Below are 21307 nucleotides of genomic sequence, written 5' to 3'. Positions count from 1 at the left end.
GACGAGCCGGCCTCGGGTTCTCTAATCGCGGATTGTGAGGCGCCAATCCTGGGGATCGTGATTGGCGAAGCCGTCGGTGGCTTGGGTGTCCAGTGCTGCTGCGGCGGCATGACGTTCCCGTGAATCAGGCGCTGACAACGGCACTTCCGGTTGCAGGTCCTTGAATTCCGCCACGTCGGTCAGCGGCGGAACCCCGAATTGAGACACCTGCTGCCACAAGCCTGCCTGGAAGGAATCAGTCCTGGCGCGCATCTTGGCCGCTGCCAACTGCGCGGCTTCCACGACCGCAGCGCCGGCTTGGGTACCCGTGGCATCGGCCAGAAGTGTGTCGTCGAATTCGACCTGCACTACGACGCCGCGTGCGTTGACCCACACATGAACCAGGTCATTCTTCGACCATGCATCCGTGGTCTCGATCGCCATTTGCTGCGCGGACCGCGCCACCGCGGAGCGGAAATCATCGAAACCAGACAGCAACTGGTCGATGTCGACGTCACCGGAGTCGCCGGACACGCCGCCAAAACCGCTCACGACTTCCCCCACTGCTGAATCTCCGTAGCTGTCCGGATAGTTTACGGCGTTACGGCCACACAAATATGCACTAGTTGCGGCTACCGCGGGGCCGGCCGCGACGACGTGGGGCCACCGGGTAGCCGCCCCGTTCGGCCAGTGCCCGCAGTCGGCGCAGGGCGAACTCGCGCGGGCGCCCCGATTCCGGGATCACGACTCCCGCCCACAGGCCCTCCACGTTCGGATCCTGGTAGGCCTCGCGTGCGCACAACGCCCGCCGGGGACACATCTGGCATAACGCCTTGGCTTCGTCGTCAGGCTCGGTAGTCGTCCACCGTTCTGGATCGACGGTGCACATCGGAACGTATTCGTCCAGCGGTCTGGACAGCGGCAATAGTGCTGCGGTCATCGCTTTCCCTCCTCGTCGGGCGCGTTTGCGCCGCCGATGCGACGACATAACCACAAAACTAGCACGTCTGCAACAGCTAAACCGTAGCTGCTACATCTTTTGCTGACTCCTTGCTATGTTCAACACATGTACTACAAGAGAGTTGTGGCGGATGTCTGGTCGGATTATTACTCTTCAAGGCGCCTTGTGGGGAGAAATCGCGGTTAGCCGGTCACCGCGTCGCGATTTTGCCCCTGCTCAGCCCAGCGTTGGGCGTCGGACGCTGGCGTGGAGTGGGAAAGATGTAGCATCGACGGACGCAGTGCGGAGGAAGGCTGTAGCGACGTGCCCGACAGTTTCGGGGTCCAAGCCGGGGGAGAAGCGCAGTGACGTCTGACCAGGCGGCGACTGGTTCGCCGCCCGCGCTAATGGTTCGACTTGGCGATGAGACTCACACTCTGGACCCGCGGGCCGGGGTTGCCATCATAGGCCGAGACGCCTCGGCGACCGTCCGGCTTGCCGATGAGCGGATCTCACGCTGGCACCTGCGCCTCGAGCCACACCTGGAAGGTTGGCACGCCATCGACACCAGCACGAACGGGATGTATGTCGACGGCGTCCGGCGCAAGTCGGTGCTGGTTTCCGACCCCACGACCGTCCATCTGGCCAACCCGGAGGGCTTGCCCGTCACATTCACGCCCAGCCACGCACGCGACACCTCCAGCGAAGCGACCGGGGTAATCGACCTACCCGAGCCCGACGAGGACGAGTGGTGGGAATCCGAAATCGACCCGGGCGTAGCGCGCGCGGGGCAGGCCGTCGCGGCGCGCCGCAACGAACTCGAGATCACGCAGCGTGGCTTGGCCAAGGACAAGATCATCAACGCCGGCACCCTGATCGCCTTCGAAAAGGGGCGCAGTTGGCCGCGGCGCGGCACCCTGGCCAAACTCGAGAAAGCGTTGCAATGGTCGCCGGGGACCATCGCCCGCATCCGCAGCGGGTCAGCCGTCGCGCCCATCACCGTCCCGGGGGCAGCCCCTCAGGTGCCCGTCGTCGACGAGGCCACCGAAGTATTGACCGACACTGTCCGGGCCCCGTTGATGGCCGAGGCCGTCGAAGTGGCTATGCATACCATCAGCGCAGCCACGGAAGATCTGCCTGAGCCCTCCGACCCGTCGTTCACACCGAGGGTCACGAAAATCCTCGCCGACCTGCGCAAGCTGGAGAACGTGGCGGCCAGCGCGGCCCGCAACGCGAAGGGAACGCCGTCGGTGGTCTTGGCTTTGAGCACCGTGCGCCGCGCCTACAACGATGTGATGAGGCAGGCCGCGCGATCGCCCAACGCAACCCTGGGTCAGCGGCTCTACGGCGCGCGGAACCGCGCCGAACTCAGCATCGAGGAGGCCGCCGCCGCCGCGGGCCTACCGCCGGCCCTGCTGGCCGACGCCGAGGCCGAACGTCCGATTCCCGACGATGTCGCCGGGGCGATTACGACGCTGATCGAACAGCTGTCGGTCAGCTAGACGTCCGGTACTCGGGCTGGCCGGCCGCGGTCTGCTGCTGCGCGGGACCGGCAGACTGGCCGACATTGGGCAGGCCCGCCGACGGCTGCGCGTTATGCATCTGTGCTGCTTGACCACCGGGCTGCGCGGACGACTGGTCGCCGACGAAATCGGCATAACTGGCCTCCGGGGGGGCCGCCACCCGCCTTGGCTCCGGTGCCGATACTTGCTGCACCTGTTGGGCTTGAGCGGCTCCGCTCTGGTATTCCGATTCGGGCGCGGCCTCGTGGTACTGACCGTAATACTGCGCGGCAACCTGCGCATACTGCTCGGCGTACGCCGCGTACCACGCCTTCTGCTCGTCGACGACAACCGGCTTTGCCCGCAGTGCCGCGATCGCAACAAGTGCTTGTAACGCGTTGACTACCACGATGACCCAGAGCGCCCAACCGGGTTGGCTACCGTCTGGGGCGGTAATGAGACTGGCGAGCGCATCAAGAAAGCCCAGCGCGGCGAGCGCGGCCACGACGATCCCTGCCGGCGGCTGCTTGGCCCAAAGCGCAAATGCCGCAAGCAAACTCGCCAGGACGGCGAACCTGACCTCCCACCCCAGCCCCGGCATGTTGAGCATCGGTCCGAAGCTGACCAGATAAGAACACAACCCCAAGAGCACGACGACCACGGTCAAGTGGCGATGCGACACACGTGGGCCATCTTCGGACTCCGCCGACCACTGCGCATAGCTGCCGTAGCCGCTGGGCTGTTCTACCGGGTAGCTGCCCGGAAAATTGGACGGGTAGGACATGATCACTCCTTTGAACCGCCCCGAACGGGGTGACCTGGTCTCACGCTAGCGCACCCCATCCCGCCAAATGAGCACCGATGAGCTCTACTTTTCAGCCGCGAAGGACGCCTTCAGATAGCGCATTTCCTCGTCCGTGGCGACCATGGTGACCACCGACGATCCGGCGCGCGTGCTTACTTTGACGGTGTCGGTGTCGACGTCGAGCAGCTCCAGCGCGACATCGGCGTTGGCGGTGGTGGGCGAGTTCGGCGGGACGACGACGATAGCGGTCACGCCGACTCGCACCGATTGCTCGGCGACGCCGTCGAACATCTCGACCGAGTAATTGCGGTCCGATCCGGCCTGCATGGACCCCCGGTTGAAATCGGTCACCCACAACAGGTCATGGTCTTCCACCTCGTCGACCATGGTGCGCCACATGTTTGGCCGGCGACTGTGGACGAGCACATGGGCCCCAAGGGCCAGGGACCGCAGCACCACCTGTTGGGCCAGGTGCAATGTGCCGGCAATCTCCACCCGGCGGATCTGCGGCCCGAACAACGACAACGCCACCGCGCGCCCGTGGTCGTCGGCACCGATGACCTGCCCACAACCAGACGCCGGCACCTCGAGGTGCTGCAAAGCCTTGTCGCCCTGGGCATCAGCGGTGGTAAACGCCCAATGGTCCACTGGTCGAGACGGAGGCGGCACGGGCAGCGTGGCGGCCAACGCGGAGTATTGCTGTCCACGCAGGTGGGTGAGACCGCGCAGATGAATCCGGGCCCGCCCATGGGTGTCGAAGCGGGCCAACCCGCGAATCTGGATCGGTCCGCGCGGACGGTCGCGGCGCAACGTCAGGCACACCGTAGTGGAGTAGCTGGGGATGGTCCACAGCAGTCCCAGTCCCGCGGTCGTCAACATGCCCGGTTTGATTGCGAAGCTGCGCAACCGGAAGCGGCCTTCGCGGCAGGTCCGCCAGGTCTCCTCGACGGTGGTGAAGTCCACCCCATCGGTCAGCTGGTTTGTTGCCTGGCCGATCTCGCTCGCTGTCAGGACCCGGGTACGCAAGCCGCCCTCGGTGAGCCGGTTGGCGACCCGGCGGGTCGCCGTGGTCGCTGCGCGCAGGATGCCGTCGCGCCCGCCGCCGCGGCGGCGCACCGCGTCCGCACACCGGGACGGGTCGAAGCGCACTGCGATCCACACGTTGCGCTGGGCGATGGCCGGCAGTGGACCCAGCACCGCGTCGTAGACCGCGGCCACCTGACTGTGGCCTTGGGAGCGCGCGCCCTGACTGACGACGTCGATCGAATCCAACGTGATGTCGAACTGCCGAAGACATTCCACCAGAGCCTGCACGGGCACGGTCTCCCCGGACACCGTCACGCCGGGCTCCATGATCGTCATCGCCTGCGGATTCTCTTCGATCTGCAGCAACGACATCAAAGTGCTTCCATCCCAACGGAAACCGATGAGTGCGCCGTCTGCCATGGGTACGTCGAAGGGGTCGGCGAACGTCTTCGTTCGGGTTCGTTTGCGGCGTTGTCTCCAAAAACCCACGCGCAGAGCGATCAGCCGCGGCAGCGTCATGCCTCGCACCGGGATCACCAAGATCAGGGCCACCGCGAGTCCCGCCGCGCTGCCCTGCCAACCGGGAAAGTCCCACAGCGGCGCGATGAGGGTGCCGACGGCGACGAGCAGTTGCAGGACCAGCAAGTCGACCAGCGGCAGCAGGCGCTGCGCGCGGATATCCATCGTCGACCGCAACGCGTTCGGCTCCGATGGTGCGCCCCGGATCGGGGACTTCGCTGGACGGCGCGGCACAGTCCGATTCCTACCACAGCCGGGACGGCAAATTCGTGCGCCTTTTGCCCGAGACGCTGTTATACGCTACCGAAGCTCGGTGCTTGCCCGACGCTGATGGGGGGTGGTGATGCCGGCGCAAGTGACCACGCGTGCGCAAGTCAATGGCTATCGGTTCTTGATCCGGCGGCTCGAACACGCACTGATTCGCGCTGATTCCCGGATGATTCACGACCCGATGCGTGGGCAGATCCGGTCGCTGTTGGTCGGCTTGGTGATAGCCGTCCTCATCACTGGGGCATGCGGCGTGCTTGCCTTCTTCAAGCCGTCGCCCAACATCGGTAACGCGCAGATCCTGCTCAGCAGCTCCAACGGCGGCCTGTACGTGCGTATCGGCGATCAGTTGCATCCGGTGCTCAATCTCACTTCTGCCCGGATGATCACCGGTAAGCCCGATACCCCCAAGGCGGTCAGCGACAAGTGGCTCAATCAGATGCCGCGCGGCCCGATGATCGGAATCATCGGCGCACCGACCAGCATTCGTGCAGGCGCCGACATGCGCACGTCGGGCTGGACAGTGTGTGACACCGTCGCGACGCCCGACGTCACCAAGAGCATCGGAGTGGCCAGCGTCCAGACCACGGTCATAGCCGGTGATTTGGTCTTGAACGACGACATCCGGGCCGCGGGTCCGGCGCAAATGCTGCTGGTGCGGTCGGGTGATTCGGTCTATCTGGTCTACGACGGAAAGCGGGCGCTGATCGATCCCGCCGACGCGGCGGTCGTGGATGCTTTGCATCTGCAGAATGCGCAGCCACGTCCGGTCTCGGCCGCACTGCTCAACGCGCTGCCACTGGTCCCTCCGATCCGTTCGGTGACCATCGATGCGGCAGGTGCCGTCAACCCGATCTTCTCGGCCTACCCCGTCGGCTCGATCGTCAAGACCGTCGACTCCCGGGGTGAACAGCTCTACGTGGTGCTGCCCAACGGGCTGCAACCGGTCTCCTCGGCCACTGCCGACATCATCCGCTACAGCAACCCCAATGACGCTGCGGCGCAAGGATCTCGCGAGGTGTCGCCCTCACTGGTCAGCCGAGTCCCCATCGTGCACAGTTTGCCGGTCGATCACTACCCGAGCGTGTCGCCACAAGTCGTCAACGCCGAGCCGGATCGGGTCGTGTGCATGGCTTGGGAACGCGGTAACAGCGCAGCACAAGCGACGATCCGATTGTTGGTGGGGCACCGCCTTCCGCTGCCTGACGGGGCGCAGCCGGTCAATCTGGCCACCGGCGACGGCAACGGGCCCGGCGTCGACTCGGTGTATCTCAAACCAGGCACCGGCGAGTATGTCCAAGCCACCGGCGGCGAAGCCGACAGCCGGGCGATGGGACAGCTGTTCTACGTATCAGATACCGGGGTGCGTTACCACATCAAGGATCTGCCCACCGCCGCAGCGCTGGGCGTCACCGGCGTGCACGATCCGCGCCTGGACGCAGACATCCCGCAATTCGCTCCGTGGCCGGTGCTGTCCTTATTGCCTGCGGGGCCGGAGCTGTCCCAGGAAGCGGCGTTGGTCGCGCACGACGGGATGGGCGCTGATCCGCGCGGATCCAAAGTGGAACCACCCAAATCCTGACCGCTGGCCTCAAAGCCGCAGCTCACGAAACACCGCGTAAAGGCGCACAATCCAGCAGCACAGCGGAAAAACCGTCACGATCGCGATGTACTCCAGGATCTCGACCTGCCGGCGCATCACCGGAGAGAACTCCAGTCGCGTGGCAATGACGCCGCATGCGATGGCCAAGAGCATCAGGACTACCAGCGCCAGCGTCGCGTAGAACTCCCAATCGTCCAGTCCCACCGCCATCTTGGCGATGGACAACACCGCGATGGCCAACCCGGCCGCGATCAAAGTGGCCGACTGCACCAGATCATGATGGCTGCGGCCGCGCAGGCACAGCACCGTGGCTACCGCGATCGCGAAAGCCGCGCCCTGCCAATAGAATCCACCGCTGACATCGAACGCCAGGAAGCAACCCACCGTTGCGGTGATCGCGGCCGCCACCAGCATGCCTGTCAGGTACTGGCTTGCCCGACGAACGCGCACGATCATGCCTTCCTCGGTAGGGATGACCTGCTTACCAACGGCGTTCACGCCCTCGACAGTGGTGCCGCCTTGGGTTTCGATGTCGTCGAGCGGTTCGCCCGCCGTCGGGACCCGGGGCACGGGCAACTTCGCCAGCAGAATCGTCACGCGCGGAGACAGATAGACGATCATCACCGACACGGTTGCCAGTACCGCTCCGACGGCGCGTTCCGGCGGATGCCACAGCAGCTCGACCGTCGCGGCGATGCCGCCGAACACCGCCAGCGCGATCACAGCCGTGTGCAAGGCTCGACCGCGGCCGGTCACCAGCAGCACGAGCAACGACGCCAAGCCCGTCAGGCCAAACGCCATCGGCAGCGACTTCGTGCCGAAAGCGTCCGGCACGACATATAGCGAGCCGCCGAAGATCAGTGGCATGGCTGTCGCGGCGACCCATTCCGAGCGGCGCGCACCCGCCGTCCGGTGCGCTATCACGCACGCGATGATCACGGCCACCACCCCGACACCGAGTACGGTTGCGGGCACGTACATCTCGGTGGCATGCCGGGGTAGCAGGAACGCGGCGCTCACGGTGGCGACCAAACCCACAATCGAACAGGTGATTTGACGTGCATCCCGCAAAGGCCAACGGTGACTGCGGGTTTCACCCGAAGCGTTTGGTTCTGAGCTGTCTGCCGAATCGATCTCCAGGTCGTCGAACAGCATCGGGCGCAGGGGCTGGTCGATCTCGCGGATGGTCAGCAGTTCCCCGTCGAAGATGCCCGCCTCGGTCAGTGACCGGGTGGGATCGATTGCTTCATCACCGAGTCGAGCCAGGGTCCATTTGCCCTCCGTGGTGTCGAACACGACTCCGTCGAGGCCCTGCTCGGCCGCCGGATGTGTCGCGAGTTGCTCGTTGGCGATGTCGATGACGTCGTCGATGAAGGCGGCGATGCTGGTGTTGGCCGGCAGACCGACGTCAAGGCGCAAGCCGCCGACGACCAACGTGACGCGGCTGAGTACGGGCTCGGCCTCGGATTCGGCGTCTAATTCCGATAGCGACGGCGGTAGAGTCAACGCTGTCGGCCTCCTGCGGGTTGTGTCATTCGCTGGTGACATTACCCAGGCATCCAGGCCCAATTAGTCGCCTGTTTGGAGTTGCGGGGAATGAGCGGTTGAGTACGCAGGGTTTTGTGCGCCGCCTGCGGGTATCGCCGCCGCGGATGCCGGGCGGTGAAGTCAACCTGCAACCGCCACCTGAGGTGCCGCGGGTGATTCCGGGCAACTTGTTGATGAAGTTGATGCCGTTCGTGATGATCGTTGCGGTCATCGGGATGATCGCCTTGATGGTGACCGTCGGAGGACGGGATCTGACGCGCAACCCGATGTTTCTGATCTTCCCGATGATGATGGTCATGTCAATGGCCGGCATGTTCATGGGCGGTGGCGGCAGGTCCGGTAAGGCGGCCGCCGAGCTCAACGAGGAACGCAAGGACTACTTCAGCTACCTGGCGAACTTGCGCGACGACGCCGACATGACCGGCGAAGGCCAGCGCACAGCGCTGGAATGGAGCCACCCCGACCCGCGGGCGCTGGCCGACGTGGTGGGCACCCGCCGGATGTGGGAAAGGCGCCCCAGCGACAACGACTTCTGTCATGTCCGGGTGGGCATCGGGACTCACCGACTGGCCACCCGCCTGTTGGCGCCCGAGACCGGGCCGCCCGAAGATCTGGAACCGGTCTCGACGGTGGCGTTGCGGCGCTTTGTCAAGACGCATTCCGTCGTACACGCCCTGCCTACCGCGGTGTCACTGCGGGCCTTTCCGGCGATCACCTTCGAGGGTGACCGCAAGTTGGCGCGCCAGTTGGTGCGGTCGATGGTGCTCGAGCTGTGCACCTTTCATGGACCCGACCATGTGCAGGTGGCGGTGGTGACCGCCAATCCCGACGGGGAGAACTGGAGCTGGGTGAAGTGGTTGCCGCAAGCCCAGCATCCCACCGCCCGCGACGGAATGGGTTCGATGCGTCTGCTGTTCCTTAGCCTGGAACTGCTGGAGCGGTCGCTGGCCACGGACCTGGGTGAGCGCGGCCGGTTCAGTCGCAACGCCGAACCGACAAAGGGTCTCAAACAGTTGGTCGTGGTGATCGACGACGGCTACATCACCGGAGTCGAGCGGCTGGTCACCGACGCCGGATTGGACAGCCTGACGCTGTTGGACCTCACCGGATCCGACGCGGCGGCGACCCGACGCGGCCTGCGGCTGGTGGTGGAAGGCGACGACGTGGGGGCGCGGACCGCCGTCGGTGTCGAGCGGTTCGCTACCCCGGACACCATCACCGTCGCCGAGGCCGAGGCGACCGCTCGCCGCATCGGCCGCTACCGCCTGGCCAGTGCCGCGCACTTCGTCAGCCTGGAAGCCGACTCACGCGCAACCGACCCGGGGTTGATGGCGTTGTTGAAAATTCCCGACGCCGCCGAGATCGTTCCCGAGCAAGTGTGGCGGAAGCGTTCGCCGCGGGAACGGTTGCGGGTGCCGATCGGGTACACGCCCAACGGTCAGCCGCTCGAGCTGGACATCAAGGAATCCGCGGAGTCCGGCATGGGTCCGCACGGCCTTTGCATCGGCGCCACCGGCTCCGGCAAGTCGGAGTTCCTGCGCACGCTGGTCCTGTCGATGGTGACGTCGCACTCGCCGGATGTGTTGAACATGGTGCTGGTCGACTTCAAAGGTGGTGCAACGTTTCTGGGACTCGAGGGAGTCCCGCACATCGCGGCGATCATCACCAACCTCGAAGACGAGCTGATTCTGGTGGACCGCATGCGCGACGCACTGGCCGGTGAGCTGAACCGGCGTCAAGAACTGCTGCGGGCGGCCGGCAATTTCCCCAACGTCAACGAGTACGAGCGCGCCCGCGCCAACGGCGCCGAACTCGACCCACTCCCGGCGTTGTTCATCATCGTCGACGAGTTCTCCGAATTACTTTCGCAGAAGCCGGATTTCGCGGAATTATTCGTGATGATCGGTCGTCTGGGCCGGTCGCTGCACGTTCACTTGCTGCTCGCGTCCCAGCGCCTGGAGGAAGGCAAGTTGCGCGGGCTGGACTCCCACCTGTCCTACCGCATTGGGCTCAAGACGTTCTCCGCCGGCGAGTCGCGCAGCGTGCTGGGCGTACCCGATGCCTACCACCTGCCCAGCGTGCCGGGTTCGGCGTTCCTCAAATGCGATGCCAGTGAACCGATCCGGTTCAACACGTCGTACGTGTCAGGGGAGTACGTGCGGCCTCGCCGGGCGGCGCAGAGCGGCAGAAACAAGCAACTCGGTGCGCTGGCCCCCAAATTGTTCACCGCCACCCCGGTGAAGAGGGACGAGGTCGCGACGGCCAAGGCCACCGAAGATGTGGTGGCACAAAGCGCTCCCTCGCCGACGAAGACGACGTTGCTCGATGTGGTGGTGTCACGTCTCCGAGGCCACGGCCGACCGGCTCACGAAGTGTGGCTGCCGCCGCTGGACAAAAGCCCGGCGATCAACCAACTGTTGCCCGATCCGACCTGGAACGCTCGGGAGAATCTGGACGGTCGATTGTTGTTGCCGATGGGTGTCGTGGACCGACCCTACGATCAGCGCCGGGACGTGCTGATGGTCGATTTGTCCGGCGCACAAGGCAATGTCGCCGTGGTCGGCGGACCGCAGTCGGGCAAATCGACGGCCCTGCGGACCCTGATCATGTCGGCGGCGGCCACGCACACCCCCGAGCAGGTGCAGTTCTTCTGTCTGGATTTCGGCGGCGGCACCCTGTCCAGCCTGGCCAACCTTCCGCACGTCGGGGGAGTGGCCGGCCGCATGGACGCCGACGCCATCCGGCGCACCGTGGCCGAAGTGTCCGGCGTCCTGCGATCCCGCGAGCTGCGGTTCCGTGATCTGGGCATCGAGTCGATGCGCGACTTCCGCCAGCGAAAGGCGCACCTGGCGACGTTGCCTCCCGAGGTCGCCGCACAGGATCCGTTGAGCCGAGACAAGTTCGGCGACGTCTTCCTGGTGATCGACGGCTGGGCTTCGATCCGCAGCGATTTCGAGGTCTTGGAGCAGACGCTGAATGCGCTTGCCATTCAAGGTCTTTCCTACGGCGTGCACTTGGTTGTATCGGCGTCGCGGTGGATGGAGATGCGCCCCGCGGTCAAGGACATGCTCGGCACCCGCATCGAGTTGAAGCTGGGTGATTCGCTCGACAGCGACGTGGGCCGCAAGTTCGCCGAGCTGGTGCCGGTCGGTCGGCCCGGGCGAGGGATGACGCATCAGCGCCTGCACTTGCTGATCGCCTTGCCGCGGTTGGATTCCAGTTCTGGCGTGGAAGATCTGCCCGAGGGCGTGGCCGCGTCGGTGGAGGCGGTGCGGGCTCATTACGGCAAACGGCAGTCCCCGCGGGTGCGGATGTTGCCGCACAGGTTGGACCGCGCCGCCGTGGTGCGCGCGGCGCGGTCGGCCGGGATGCTCAGTAAGTCACGGTTCGCAATTGGCATCAACGAAGCCGAACTGATGCCGGTGGTAATGGATTTCGACGCCCAACCGCATCTGCTGGCGATCGGTGAGGCGGAATGCGGCAAAACGGGACTGCTGCGCAATATTGCTGCCGGCTTGATGGAGAACGCGACACCCGAAGAATGCAAGATCATTCTGATCGACTTCCGTCGCTCCATGCTCGGCGTCGTGGCCAACGAATACTTAGGGGGCTATGCCACCGGATCGCAGTCGTGCACCGAGTTGATGACCGCACTGGCCGCGTCATTGCGGGATCGGTTGCCGCCCAGCGATATCACTCAGCAACAGCTCAAGGACCGGTCGTGGTGGTCGGGTCCTGACTTGTTCGTCATGATCGACGACTACGACCTGATCGCCGGCGGTTCCCTGACCCATCCGCTCGGGCCCCTGGTCGAATACCTTCCGCAGGCACGCGATATCGGCTTGCGGGTCATCGTCACCCGTCGAATCGGCGGCGCTCAGCGCGCCATGATGGACCAGTTCATGGGGCGCCTGAAAGACTTATCGTGCAATGCGCTGGTGATGAGCGGAACCAAGGACGAAGGTGCGTTCTTCGGTTATAAGGCGACCGAGATGCCCCCTGGGCGAGGGATGTTGATCTCCCGCACCGCAAAGAGCGGAGTGATCCAGCTTTCGAAGATGGCGGACCTGTGACAGGGGTCAGCGAACTTCGCCGCACGCATGTGGTGTCGCCGGCGCCCGAGCAGATTCGGGTGTCGGTGTTCGGCGGCCGGACGCAGTTGGACATCGCGCTGCCGCTGGATGTCCCGGTCTCGGGATTCATCGCGGATCTGGCCCGGCTCGTCCGCTCCCGCCACACCGGCGTTGACGACGACGCGTCGAGCAAGGACGACCGGCGCAGTTTCTGGGTGCTCAGCCGATTCGACACCGGTACTGTCCTGCGGCCGGACCAAACGCTGCGCGAGGCCGAAATAACCAGTGGCGAACTGCTGCGCCTGTCAGCTGAGCGGGCGTTGTCGCCGCCGACCCTGTACGACGACGTGGTCGACGCCGTGGGACGGCTGAACAAGGCGGCACACGCCGCCTGGGGCGCGGTCTCGGCGCGCTGGATGGCATTCGTCGCGGTCCACCTGGCCGCGCTCGCGATGGTGTACTGCGTGGTAGGCCGGGCCGAGGCTACGAACCACTGGGTGATCGTCGGGCTTGCCGGTGCGGTCGTGTTGACGCTTGTCGGCGGTGCTGCGATGGCCCACCGGTCGTATCGGCTTGACGACGTCGCCGCGTGGCTGGGATGGGCGGCGATCCCGCTTACCGCCGGGAACGCGTGCACGGTCCTCGCGGGCTACGGCGACTACGGCCTGGCCGCCGCGTGCGGTGCGGTGTTGGTGCTGTGTCTCGTCTACGACTGGGTGATCGGAACTGGACACTGGGCGTATCTAGCCAGCGCGCTGCTGTTCGGTCTGGTAGGGGTCGCGATCCTGTGCCGTGGGTTGCACCTGCGCGCCGACGTGGTATTCGTGAGCCTGGCGGTGTTCGCGACGTTGCTCTCGCTCCTGGTACCGAGACTGACCGCTCGGCTCGGGCGATTCAAGACACCGACCGTCCAGGCTGAACCCAAGCGCGACGGTTGGGATTTCGATAATCCGTTCCAGCCAACGGCGAGCAAGAAACACGAAGACCATTCGGGCGTGGCGATGCCGACCGCGGAAGCCGTTTGGGCCAAGGCGAAGTCGGCGGCCATTACGCGGGCAGCCCTGTTGTCCGGGTTGGCCGCAGCCGTGGCGGTCAGTGTCACGCTGCTCCTCGGTGGTCGCGCTCCCGTGCGGTGGCCGCTGTTCGCCCTGGCGTTGGCCTGCGCCGCCGTCTTGGCGATCCAAACCAGGAGGCTCGACACCTGGTTTGAGCGTGGCGCGGTGGCGGTGCCGGGCCTCGCGATTGTGGTGGGCACTTGCGTGCTGGCTCAGCGCGGGGTCAACCCGATGCCGGTGGCTGCCCTGGGAATCCTGCTCGCCGTCGCGATTGGCGCTGCGACGGCGGGGTTGGCTCAAGCTGGAGGTCGGGCGTCTGGGCGCCTGGCGACGCTGCTTGCCTACTGCGAGTACGTGGCCGTCGGGTCGCTGCTACCGCTGGCACTGTGGGTCCTCGGCGTGTACCAGCGACTGGGCCTGTCATGAACGGTGGCCGACGGGTTGCTGCGTTACTGGCTGCATTCCTGTTGGGGGTGATGTTCTCGCCAGCTCAAGCCGGGGCGATTGGGCCACCGGTCGTTGAACCCGGTCCTCCGCCGAACGGGCCGCTGGGCCCCATCGAGCCGACCGATCTCAAGGCGATCTGTGGTGTTCCGACCGGGGTGTTACCGCAAAGCGATTTCACTTTGCAGACGAGCGCCGAAGCGATGCTCGGTTACCCGAATGCGTGGCGGTTCTCGCGGGGAGCCGGACAAAAAGTCGCGGTCATCGACACCGGCGTCAACCGCAACCCCCGGCTTCCGGCGTTGGAAGGCGGCGGTGACTACGTGTCGAACACCGACGGTCTGCAGGACTGCGACGCCCACGGAACGTTGGTTGCCGGCATCATCGCCGGCGCGCCCAGCCAGGCCGACGGTTTCGCTGGCGTAGCGCCGGAGGCGTCCATTCTCTCGATCCGACAGAACAGCACCGTGTACGGCGTCAAAGAGGGCGGCTCGGTACAGAACAACGACCCCAATGCGACGTCGCCGGGATACGGCAACACCCTGACGCTGGCGTACGCGATCACTCGCGCGGTCGGCATGGGCGCCACCGTGATCAACCTATCCGAGGTGGCATGCAGCCCGGTCGGGGCCGGACTCGACGATGCGCAACTGGGGCGGGCGGTTCGCTACGCCTTCGAACACAACGTCGTGGTGGTGGCCGCGGCGGGAAACTTCAACAACCAGGGGCTGTGCAAGACACAGAACGCCATGCCTGACCCGAACATGCCGCTGCGAAGCGGTTGGGAGTCGGTACGGACCATCGCCAGCCCCGCCTGGTTCAACGACTACGTATTGACCGTCGGCGCGCTGACGGCCGCCGGAGAGCCCGCCGACTTCAGCCTGCACGGACCGTGGGTCGGCGTCGCCGCGCCTGGGGAGCGCATCACCTCACTCGATTCGAACGGTCCTGGCCTGATCAACGCCGTCATGAGCCAACAGGGGCTGGCGCCCATCAACGGCACCAGCTTTGCCGCCCCCTTCGTATCCGGCGTGGTGGCCCTGATCCGATCCCGATTCCCCGAGTTGACCGCCGGTCAGGTGATGGATCTGATCAAGCGGACCGCCCACACGCCGGGCGCGGGACCCAACGAAGCGACCGGATATGGCGTAATCGACCCGGTCGCCGCCCTGACCTACCGCCTACCGCCGGCCGACCAGGTGTCCAACCCCGATGCCGGAGCCCGGATCGCCGGACGTCCGCATGTCGATCCGCGCAGCCAGCGCGCCCGCATCATCGTGCTCTCGACCACCGCCGGTGCCATCGCGCTGGCGGGCGTGGCGGGGGCATTTTCGGTGGCCAGACGACGACGGGAGGCCCGTACGTCCGATGCCGCTGAGGCCGACCTGCTGCAGGATTCGACTGGAAATTAAGCGTTTGGCGCTACGTACCATTGAAGACGGCGTCAAGCGCACTCGGCGACCTGGAAGGGAGGGCGATGCCGAAGCACACACCGGCCGATGGCGAGCGTGGATCGCTGGCTCGTCCGCCCTGGTTACCCGCCGAAACGAAGCGGCGGCGGGTCCACCTTGGCCGGGGAAAGCGGCATGACGACGCGACGCCGGTTTCCCATGAGAAGCCTGATGAAGAAGTCACCGAGCCGCATCCATCCGCATCTGATGGCGGCTCTACGGAGTCCGCCGCGGCGCAGAACAGCGCGGTAGAACCGCGGGCCGAATCGCACGACACCCCGGAGTCGGCACCGGAGGTCACCGGGCAGATTCGACCCAGACGGGTAGCGGTGGGATACGACCGCGTCAAGCGTCTGCAGAACTTGGATCCGCCCGCACCGCGAGCCGCGGAGTCGCCCGGCGCGCCACCGCGCGTCCCACTGCCGTCGCGCCTTCGTGCGGCGTTTGTCGCCCCTGAGAACCGGCCGGAGGATGCCCATGCGAAGCCATCGCCGCAGCCCACTGCTCCGCCCGTGGCCACCGACCCGCATGAGATACATCCATCTGCGCCCGACCCTTCGGCTGTCCATGAAATAGCTGAGGATTCAGTGTCCGGGTCAGCGGACGACAGCGTTTCGTCATACATCGCTCACGAGCAGACGACTCATTCGGCTCCCGAGGTTGACTTGCCGCTGCCAGAGGAAGTGTCTGAAGTTGCGGCAGAGCCGGAGACGGAGGCGCCGGCGGAGGTCGAGCCACCGACCGAGGGGACGACTCAGGCGGAGTATGCTCCGCAGTCAACGCCCGAGCCCGAGTGGCGTTTTGCGGAGCTGGCGGCGGATTTCCCTGTGGCGGAACCTGCTTCGTCAGACGTTGAAGCATCGGTCGAGGCTGACTCACCGGGTGAGGTGGTGTCGGTTGAGGCGGAGTCTGGTCCGGAGTTGATGCCCGAGCCTGAGTCGCGGGTCGACCCACCGGTTACGGAACTAGCCGCCGCACAAGAGGTTTCGGCGGATGATTTGCCAGTGGACCGGGTCGAGCCCCCGGTCGAGGCGGAGCCCGGCCCCGTGTTGACGCCCGAGCCGGAGTGGCGGTTCGAGGAGGCGGAGGCCATTGCGGAGGTTGCCTCGCCGGTCGAGGCCGAGCCGAACCTCGCGTCGACGCCCGAGCCGGAGTGGCAGGTCGAGTCACCGGTTACGGAACTAGCTGCCGACCAAGAGGTTTCGGCGGATGATTTGCCAGTGGACCGGGTCGAGCCCCCGGTCGAGGTGGAGGCTGGCCCTGAATTGACGCCCGAGGCGGAGTGGCGGTTCGAGGAGGCGGAGGCCATTGCGGAGGTTGCCTCACCGGTGGAGGCCGAGCCGAGCCTCGGGTCGCTGCTCGAGCCGGAGTGGCAGGTCGACCCACCGGTTACGGAACTAGGTGCAGAAGAGCACCATTCGCCGGATGTTGAGGCGCCCGCTCAGGCGGAGTCCACGGTCGAGCCGGAATGGCGGTTCGAGGAGCCGGAGACACCCGCCGAGGTTGAGTCACCCGGTGCGGCGACGGTCGAGCCTGAGCCGCTAACCGAACCGTCGCCTCCGGGATGGTTGGCCGAGCCCGTAGAAATTCCGGAGCCGTCGCGCGAGGCGGACCCGGGATCATTAGAGCCACCCGCGCAGGACGCAGCGCTACCCGAACCCGCGCCGGCGGGCGAGCTTGACGAAATCGAGATGCGGGCTGCCGCCCTTCTCGAGCAGATGGCGGCTAGACGGGCTCGGGCATCGGCGGAACCGATGGAGCAACCGTCCGAGGTTGCGAGCAACGACAATGAGGCTGCGGCCGCGTGGACGTCGGATAGTCCTGCCGACGCTGACGAGCTGGCGAGTGAGTCCACCGAGTGGATCTCGGAGAGTCCAGCCGAAGCCGTTGAGACACCGTCGGTTCCACATTCGGAAGATCTGGAGTCACCGCCCGAGCCGGCGATTGATCAACCTGTCGAGGCGTCCTCGGAACCGGGCAAAGATCCGTCACCGCCTACGGAGGTCGAGCCCCCACGTGAGGAGCGCTCCAAGGGGGCGACCGCCCGTCGTCCAGCCCTTCCGCCCTGGCAGATGGCGGGTCCAATGGTCACCGCGCAGTTCGAGCATGTCGGTTCGGAAGAGCCGGTCGCGCCGTACGCGCCGCCACCGCCGCCCGCACCAGCACCGCCACCGCAGGAATCGCCGGCGGCGCAAGCGATGCCGCCGCACGCGCCGAATTACGGACCGCCCAGCCAACCGCCCGCCCGGCCGCGTCCGGGCGCGCTGCCGCCGTTGCCACCACCGTTGCCGCCCACTGCCTTCCCGCCTCCGCCTTGGTGGCCGGCGCCCGGTCGGCGGGTCGCGCCGCAAGCGCAGCAGCAGCCACCTGCAATGCGCACCGACCAGCAGGCGCGCCCCCACCCGACACCACCGCAGCCGCCCGCCGGCGGACCGCCCCCGACGTACCAGCCCTTCCGGGTGCCGCCGCCAATTGAGGAAGCCGAGATCGCCAATCCCGATCGGTTCGCGCCGCCGTCGGGCTGGCGTCGTGCGGTGCACAAAGCGACGTCGGGGCATGTGAACCCCGGCGCCTCGCGCAAGGAACGTCGGCAGGAACATCTGCTCGCCGAGATCCGGCAGCCGATCGTCGGTGACTTCCGTATCGCGGTGCTGTCCATCAAGGGCGGTGTCGGAAAGACAACCACCACTTTTGGTTTGGGCTCGGCCTTGGCGACCGTCCGGCACGACCGGGTGATCGCAGTCGATGCCAACCCCGACCGCGGCACGTTGGGGGAGCGGGTCGGTGACTACTCGACTCGTTCGACCGTCCGTGACCTGCTCTCAGATCCGAATATCAACCGCTACGCCGACGTCCGCAATCACACGCTGATGGCGACCAGTCGTCTGGAAGTGCTTGCCAGCGAACAGGATCCGGCTGTATCGGAGATCTTCGGCGCGGATGACTACCGGCGTACGGTGGACATCTTGCGGCATTTCTACAACATCATCCTGACCGACTGCGGCACCGGGATCATGCATTCGGCGATGTCGGCCATCCTGGATCTGGCGCACACGATCGTGCTGGTGAGTTCCCCGGCCATCGACGCCGCGCGCAGCGCCTCGGCAACGTTGGACTGGCTGATGCAGCACGGGCATTCGGGCTTGGTGCGGGAAGCGCATGTGGTGCTCAGCGCCTCTCGTCCGGGATCGGCCGCGCTCAAGCTGGACAAGGTTTACGACCACTTCCAGACTCGCTGTCGCTCAATCCATTTGATCCCTTTTGACCCTCACCTTGCCGAGGGCGCCGACGTGGATTTCGGCCGGCTCAATCCCGCGACGAGGCAGGCCTACCTGGAACTCGCCGGCTCCGTGGCGCAGAATTTCGGACGGCTGCGTCCGCGCGAACAGTCCTGAAGCAAGTTCGCCGAAAGTGCTTATCACGACGCTTTTTGGGCGCGTGGCGTCGGGATCTGCACACTCGACGCTCAATAGCGAAGGCCCGGACCCTCCGAAACCGGTGAGTCCGGGCCCCTCGCCAGTGAGATCAGAAACCGCCCGCGAGACTGGAGTCCAGTGCCTGCATTTCGTCTTGCTGGTCGCTGGCGCTTGCGCCAGTGGCCTGAATGGCGTGCAGGAAGTCCTCGAGTTTCTGGTTGATTCGGAGGTGAGCCGCCTGAAGAGCTTCGGGCGTCGCGCCTTCCCACAGATCCGAAATTCCCTGGAAGACCTTACGAACGTCTTCGGCGATCGTCTGGATGTCAGTGACGACTCGCTGAATGTGGTCCAGGCCATCGTGGTTTTCGGCGAAGTTGTACAGGATGTCGCTGCTATTAGCCATAGTCAATTCCTCCTTCTCACAGTGCCTGTTGCTCGATTTGCTTGGCCTTGTCCCGAGCCTCCGCGACGACGTGGTCCAGTTCATTGCCGACCGCGGTCAGGTCCTCATCGTGCGCCTGCATGGCCTCGCCGAAGCGCTTGGCCTGCCCCCCGTGCCACGAGCTTTCGACCATCTCTTGGGCGCGCATCCGCATGTCCTGCTGGCGGGACTTCACCTGGCGGACTTGCTCCTCGATGTTGCTCAGCGTCTGTTGTGCCTGTTCCGGTGACAGGGCAACTTGACCCATCTCCATCTCCTATCTGGTAGTTCTCCGGAATACCTTCGGAGAGTGCCTATTTGGAATGCTTAGCTGGTTCTTCAACTGTTACTTAGCGCCTCTCCCATCGTTCCGCGGATAACTCGACGAGCTGATTGACCGCTTGGCCCAGGGCATGGTCTGAGCCGGGCTTCAGCGTGGTCCACAGCTGCCCGCTGGGTGAGACACTGGGCGCGCCCACAATGCGGCCGTGCTTGGTGTAGAACACCCCGACCGCGGCGGGCTGCCGCGTGATGCGGTCCTCGTCGCTCAACAGCGCGTAGTAAACGATCTCGGCGAAGGCGACGCGGGCTGCCAGCGCCGCACCCAGCGTCATCGCTGTTCGCGGCTCGGCGCCCAAAGCCCTTATCCGATCGGCCATTTGGGCCGCATCATGGGTACCGACCAGGTAGCTGCCGACCGCTTCCAACGGCGCGGGTACTGGAGCGAACTGCACAGCTTGGGCCCGCGGCAGTTCACCGAGCAACGCACGGGTGACCGCGCTGAGATCTGCGGGGCCATCGAGCACCCGCAGCGTTATGTCATTGCCCAGTCGCCGCGCGACCACCTCGAGGTCACCGCGGCGCACGATCGTCACCCGGGCCATCCCGTCCGGCGTGACCAGCCGCATGGCCAGCTCTCGGTGCGGACGGTGCAACGCGTGCAGTAGCGGTACCAGCTCGGGTTCGATCGCGCCGTCGGTGATCAGACCTCGCGAAACCAAGCTACGGGTAGCCCGGTCAAATGCCGTCGTGAGCGCGTCGACGGTGCCGTACCGGGGTCTCACACCCAGCACCACGGGGAAGTCTTGGATGCCGACGCGCATTCCGATGATCTGAAGCTCGTCGTCGGTCAGCGTGTAATCCATTGTCAGAGCGGAGGTCACAATGACACCTCCTGGTCGGCGCCGATCACCGGCGGCGAGACCCAACGATCAGAGACCTGCTGCAAGGTGCGCTCCGGTTCTTCGGCGAAGCCGTCGACGTGCTGCGGTTCAGGTCTGGCCAGGTCGTCGAAGAGCGCTGTGTTCGGACCCCAGCTCACGTTCGACACCAGGAAAGGCGCATCGCTTTGCTGTGCGGCCGGCAACCAGGAATGGCCGGCTTCTGACAGCCCGGCACCCGCTTCACCGCCGCCCTCCAGCGTTTCGGCTTCGCGGAACGACTCGTAGGCGCGGCCGCCCTCGTCGCGCCGATGACCGGCCATCGGTGCATAACCGCCAGCGCCGCGACCGAATCCGTTGCTGCCCGAGGCGTCGCTGGCAAAGCTCACCTTCTTCAATGGCTTCGACTCACCGCTCGACTTCACCGGAGTCGCCATCATCGGCGAAAGTTGGCGCGGCGCAGCACCTCCGGCACCTCCGCCGCCACCTGAGCCGCCGCCTTTGCCGTCCTTCTCCGTTTTGAGTGCTCCACTGTTCGTCACTTGCGGGGCAACGGGCTGCTCCCAGGGTTGCGCCAGATCGGCGACAGCGTCCTCGTAGCGGTGCATTACCGCTGCGGCGTCCGTCTGCTGGGCGGAAGCGGCTTCGTCGAATTCAGCGAAGCTGCCTTGCAGGATAGCGCCGTTGTAGGCCGACAGCGATGCCATCATGTCTTGCGCCGCTTTGGCTTCGATGGCTTCAGAGACGCTGGGCATGGACAGGATGGCGACGGTGTTGGCCACGGCCGCCTCTTCGGCCTTACGCCCGTTGGCCGCGGCGCTTAGGCTGGCCGCTTGCAGCCACTTGCCGAACGTTTCGAGTTTGCGCACCACGGCTTCTGACGTGCTGCTCTGCCACGTCACGCGGAAGCGCTCGATGATCTGGTCGTAATCCTGCGAGATTTTCGCGAACTCGTTGGCGACTCGAATCCACGCCGCGCCGGCTTCGCCCACCGAAGACGGGCCCGGGCCCTCGGTCAAATCCCGCGCCAGCTGTTCGGTGCTGCGCGATTCCCACACCACATTGGTGAATCCCATGCCTTGGCCCCCCTTCTCTCAG

General features: G+C 65.7%; 15 protein-coding genes. 6 read left to right on the top strand and 9 right to left on the bottom strand.

Annotated elements, in window-relative coordinates:
• Window positions 1-21: 21 nt before the first annotated feature.
• Entirely contained in the window at window positions 22-543 is a 522-nt protein-coding gene (locus I2456_RS18835) for a YbaB/EbfC family nucleoid-associated protein (protein WP_139823235.1), read from the bottom strand.
• A 58-nt stretch (window positions 544-601) separates the two neighbouring features.
• Window positions 602-919 (bottom strand): WhiB family transcriptional regulator, encoded by a 318-nt coding sequence (locus I2456_RS18830; RefSeq protein ID WP_068032687.1) that lies wholly within the window; start codon window positions 917-919, stop codon window positions 602-604.
• Window positions 920-1284: 365 nt separating this feature from the next.
• Between I2456_RS18830 and I2456_RS18825 the strand changes: the two genes are divergently transcribed.
• Entirely contained in the window at window positions 1285-2421 is a 1137-nt protein-coding gene (locus I2456_RS18825; RefSeq protein ID WP_131811313.1) for an FHA domain-containing protein, read from the top strand.
• Here I2456_RS18825 and I2456_RS18820 read toward each other — a convergent pair.
• Together I2456_RS18820 and eccE are read right to left on the bottom strand one after the other, a co-directional pair.
• Complete coding sequence (locus I2456_RS18820; protein WP_139823234.1) at window positions 2414-3205, bottom strand: DUF5336 domain-containing protein; 792 nt, start codon at window positions 3203-3205, stop codon at window positions 2414-2416. The two genes, I2456_RS18825 and I2456_RS18820, sit on opposite strands and share 8 nt — an antisense overlap.
• Window positions 3206-3289: 84 nt before the next feature.
• Entirely contained in the window at window positions 3290-5005 is a 1716-nt protein-coding gene (eccE, locus tag I2456_RS18815) for a type VII secretion protein EccE (RefSeq protein ID WP_241007759.1), read from the bottom strand.
• 121 nt (window positions 5006-5126) lie between these two features.
• Here eccE and eccB point away from each other — a divergent pair, with 121 nt between their 5' ends.
• Entirely contained in the window at window positions 5127-6620 is a 1494-nt protein-coding gene (gene eccB / locus I2456_RS18810) for a type VII secretion protein EccB (protein ID WP_241007758.1), read from the top strand.
• A gap of 9 nt (window positions 6621-6629) precedes the next feature.
• On the opposite strand, the gene eccD (I2456_RS18805) is transcribed toward eccB, so the two are convergent.
• A complete protein-coding gene (gene eccD, locus I2456_RS18805; protein WP_085074790.1) occupies window positions 6630-8147 on the bottom strand; it encodes a type VII secretion integral membrane protein EccD in 1518 nt (505 codons plus the stop codon).
• A gap of 98 nt (window positions 8148-8245) precedes the next feature.
• Between eccD (I2456_RS18805) and eccCa the strand changes: the two genes are divergently transcribed.
• The 4 genes from eccCa to I2456_RS28930 all read left to right on the top strand — a co-directional run bounded on the left by eccCa (window position 8246) and on the right by I2456_RS28930 (window position 18607).
• On the top strand, window positions 8246-12262 hold the full coding sequence (eccCa, locus tag I2456_RS18800) for a type VII secretion protein EccCa (RefSeq protein WP_085074789.1): 4017 nt from the start codon (window positions 8246-8248) through the stop codon (window positions 12260-12262).
• Window positions 12259-13743, top strand: coding sequence for a type VII secretion integral membrane protein EccD (eccD, locus tag I2456_RS18795; RefSeq protein ID WP_085074788.1), 1485 nt, complete (start codon window positions 12259-12261; stop codon window positions 13741-13743). The genes eccCa and eccD (I2456_RS18795) overlap by 4 nt, the downstream gene beginning before the upstream one ends.
• On the top strand, window positions 13740-15173 hold the full coding sequence (mycP, locus tag I2456_RS18790; protein WP_085074787.1) for a type VII secretion-associated serine protease mycosin: 1434 nt from the start codon (window positions 13740-13742) through the stop codon (window positions 15171-15173). The genes eccD (I2456_RS18795) and mycP overlap by 4 nt, the downstream gene beginning before the upstream one ends.
• Window positions 15174-16216: 1043 nt before the next feature.
• Window positions 16217-18607, top strand: a complete 2391-nt coding sequence (locus tag I2456_RS28930) for a nucleotide-binding protein (protein WP_264019314.1) — start codon at window positions 16217-16219, stop codon at window positions 18605-18607.
• A gap of 130 nt (window positions 18608-18737) precedes the next feature.
• Here the strand turns inward: I2456_RS28930 and I2456_RS18780 are convergent, their stop codons facing one another.
• From I2456_RS18780 to I2456_RS18765, 4 genes are all read right to left on the bottom strand, one after another.
• Window positions 18738-19031: a WXG100 family type VII secretion target gene (locus I2456_RS18780; RefSeq protein WP_068032673.1), complete on the bottom strand. Its 294-nt coding sequence runs from the start codon at window positions 19029-19031 to the stop codon at window positions 18738-18740.
• Window positions 19032-19047: 16 nt separating this feature from the next.
• Window positions 19048-19317: a WXG100 family type VII secretion target gene (locus I2456_RS18775; protein WP_163703918.1), complete on the bottom strand. Its 270-nt coding sequence runs from the start codon at window positions 19315-19317 to the stop codon at window positions 19048-19050.
• An 82-nt stretch (window positions 19318-19399) separates the two neighbouring features.
• A complete protein-coding gene (locus I2456_RS18770) occupies window positions 19400-20212 on the bottom strand; it encodes an ESX secretion-associated protein EspG (RefSeq protein WP_068165419.1) in 813 nt (270 codons plus the stop codon).
• The gene (locus I2456_RS18765; protein WP_068032668.1) at window positions 20209-21285 is read right to left on the bottom strand and encodes a PPE domain-containing protein; all 1077 of its coding nucleotides are present in this window, start codon (window positions 21283-21285) and stop codon (window positions 20209-20211) included. Before I2456_RS18765 ends, I2456_RS18770 begins: the two co-directional genes overlap by 4 nt.
• Between the last annotated feature and the right edge of the window lie 22 nt (window positions 21286-21307).

Origin of the sequence: Mycobacterium kubicae (assembly GCF_015689175.1) — a bacterium.
GTDB classification, from domain to species: domain Bacteria; phylum Actinomycetota; class Actinomycetes; order Mycobacteriales; family Mycobacteriaceae; genus Mycobacterium; species Mycobacterium kubicae.
This window is presented reverse-complemented; position numbering and strand designations above follow the sequence as displayed.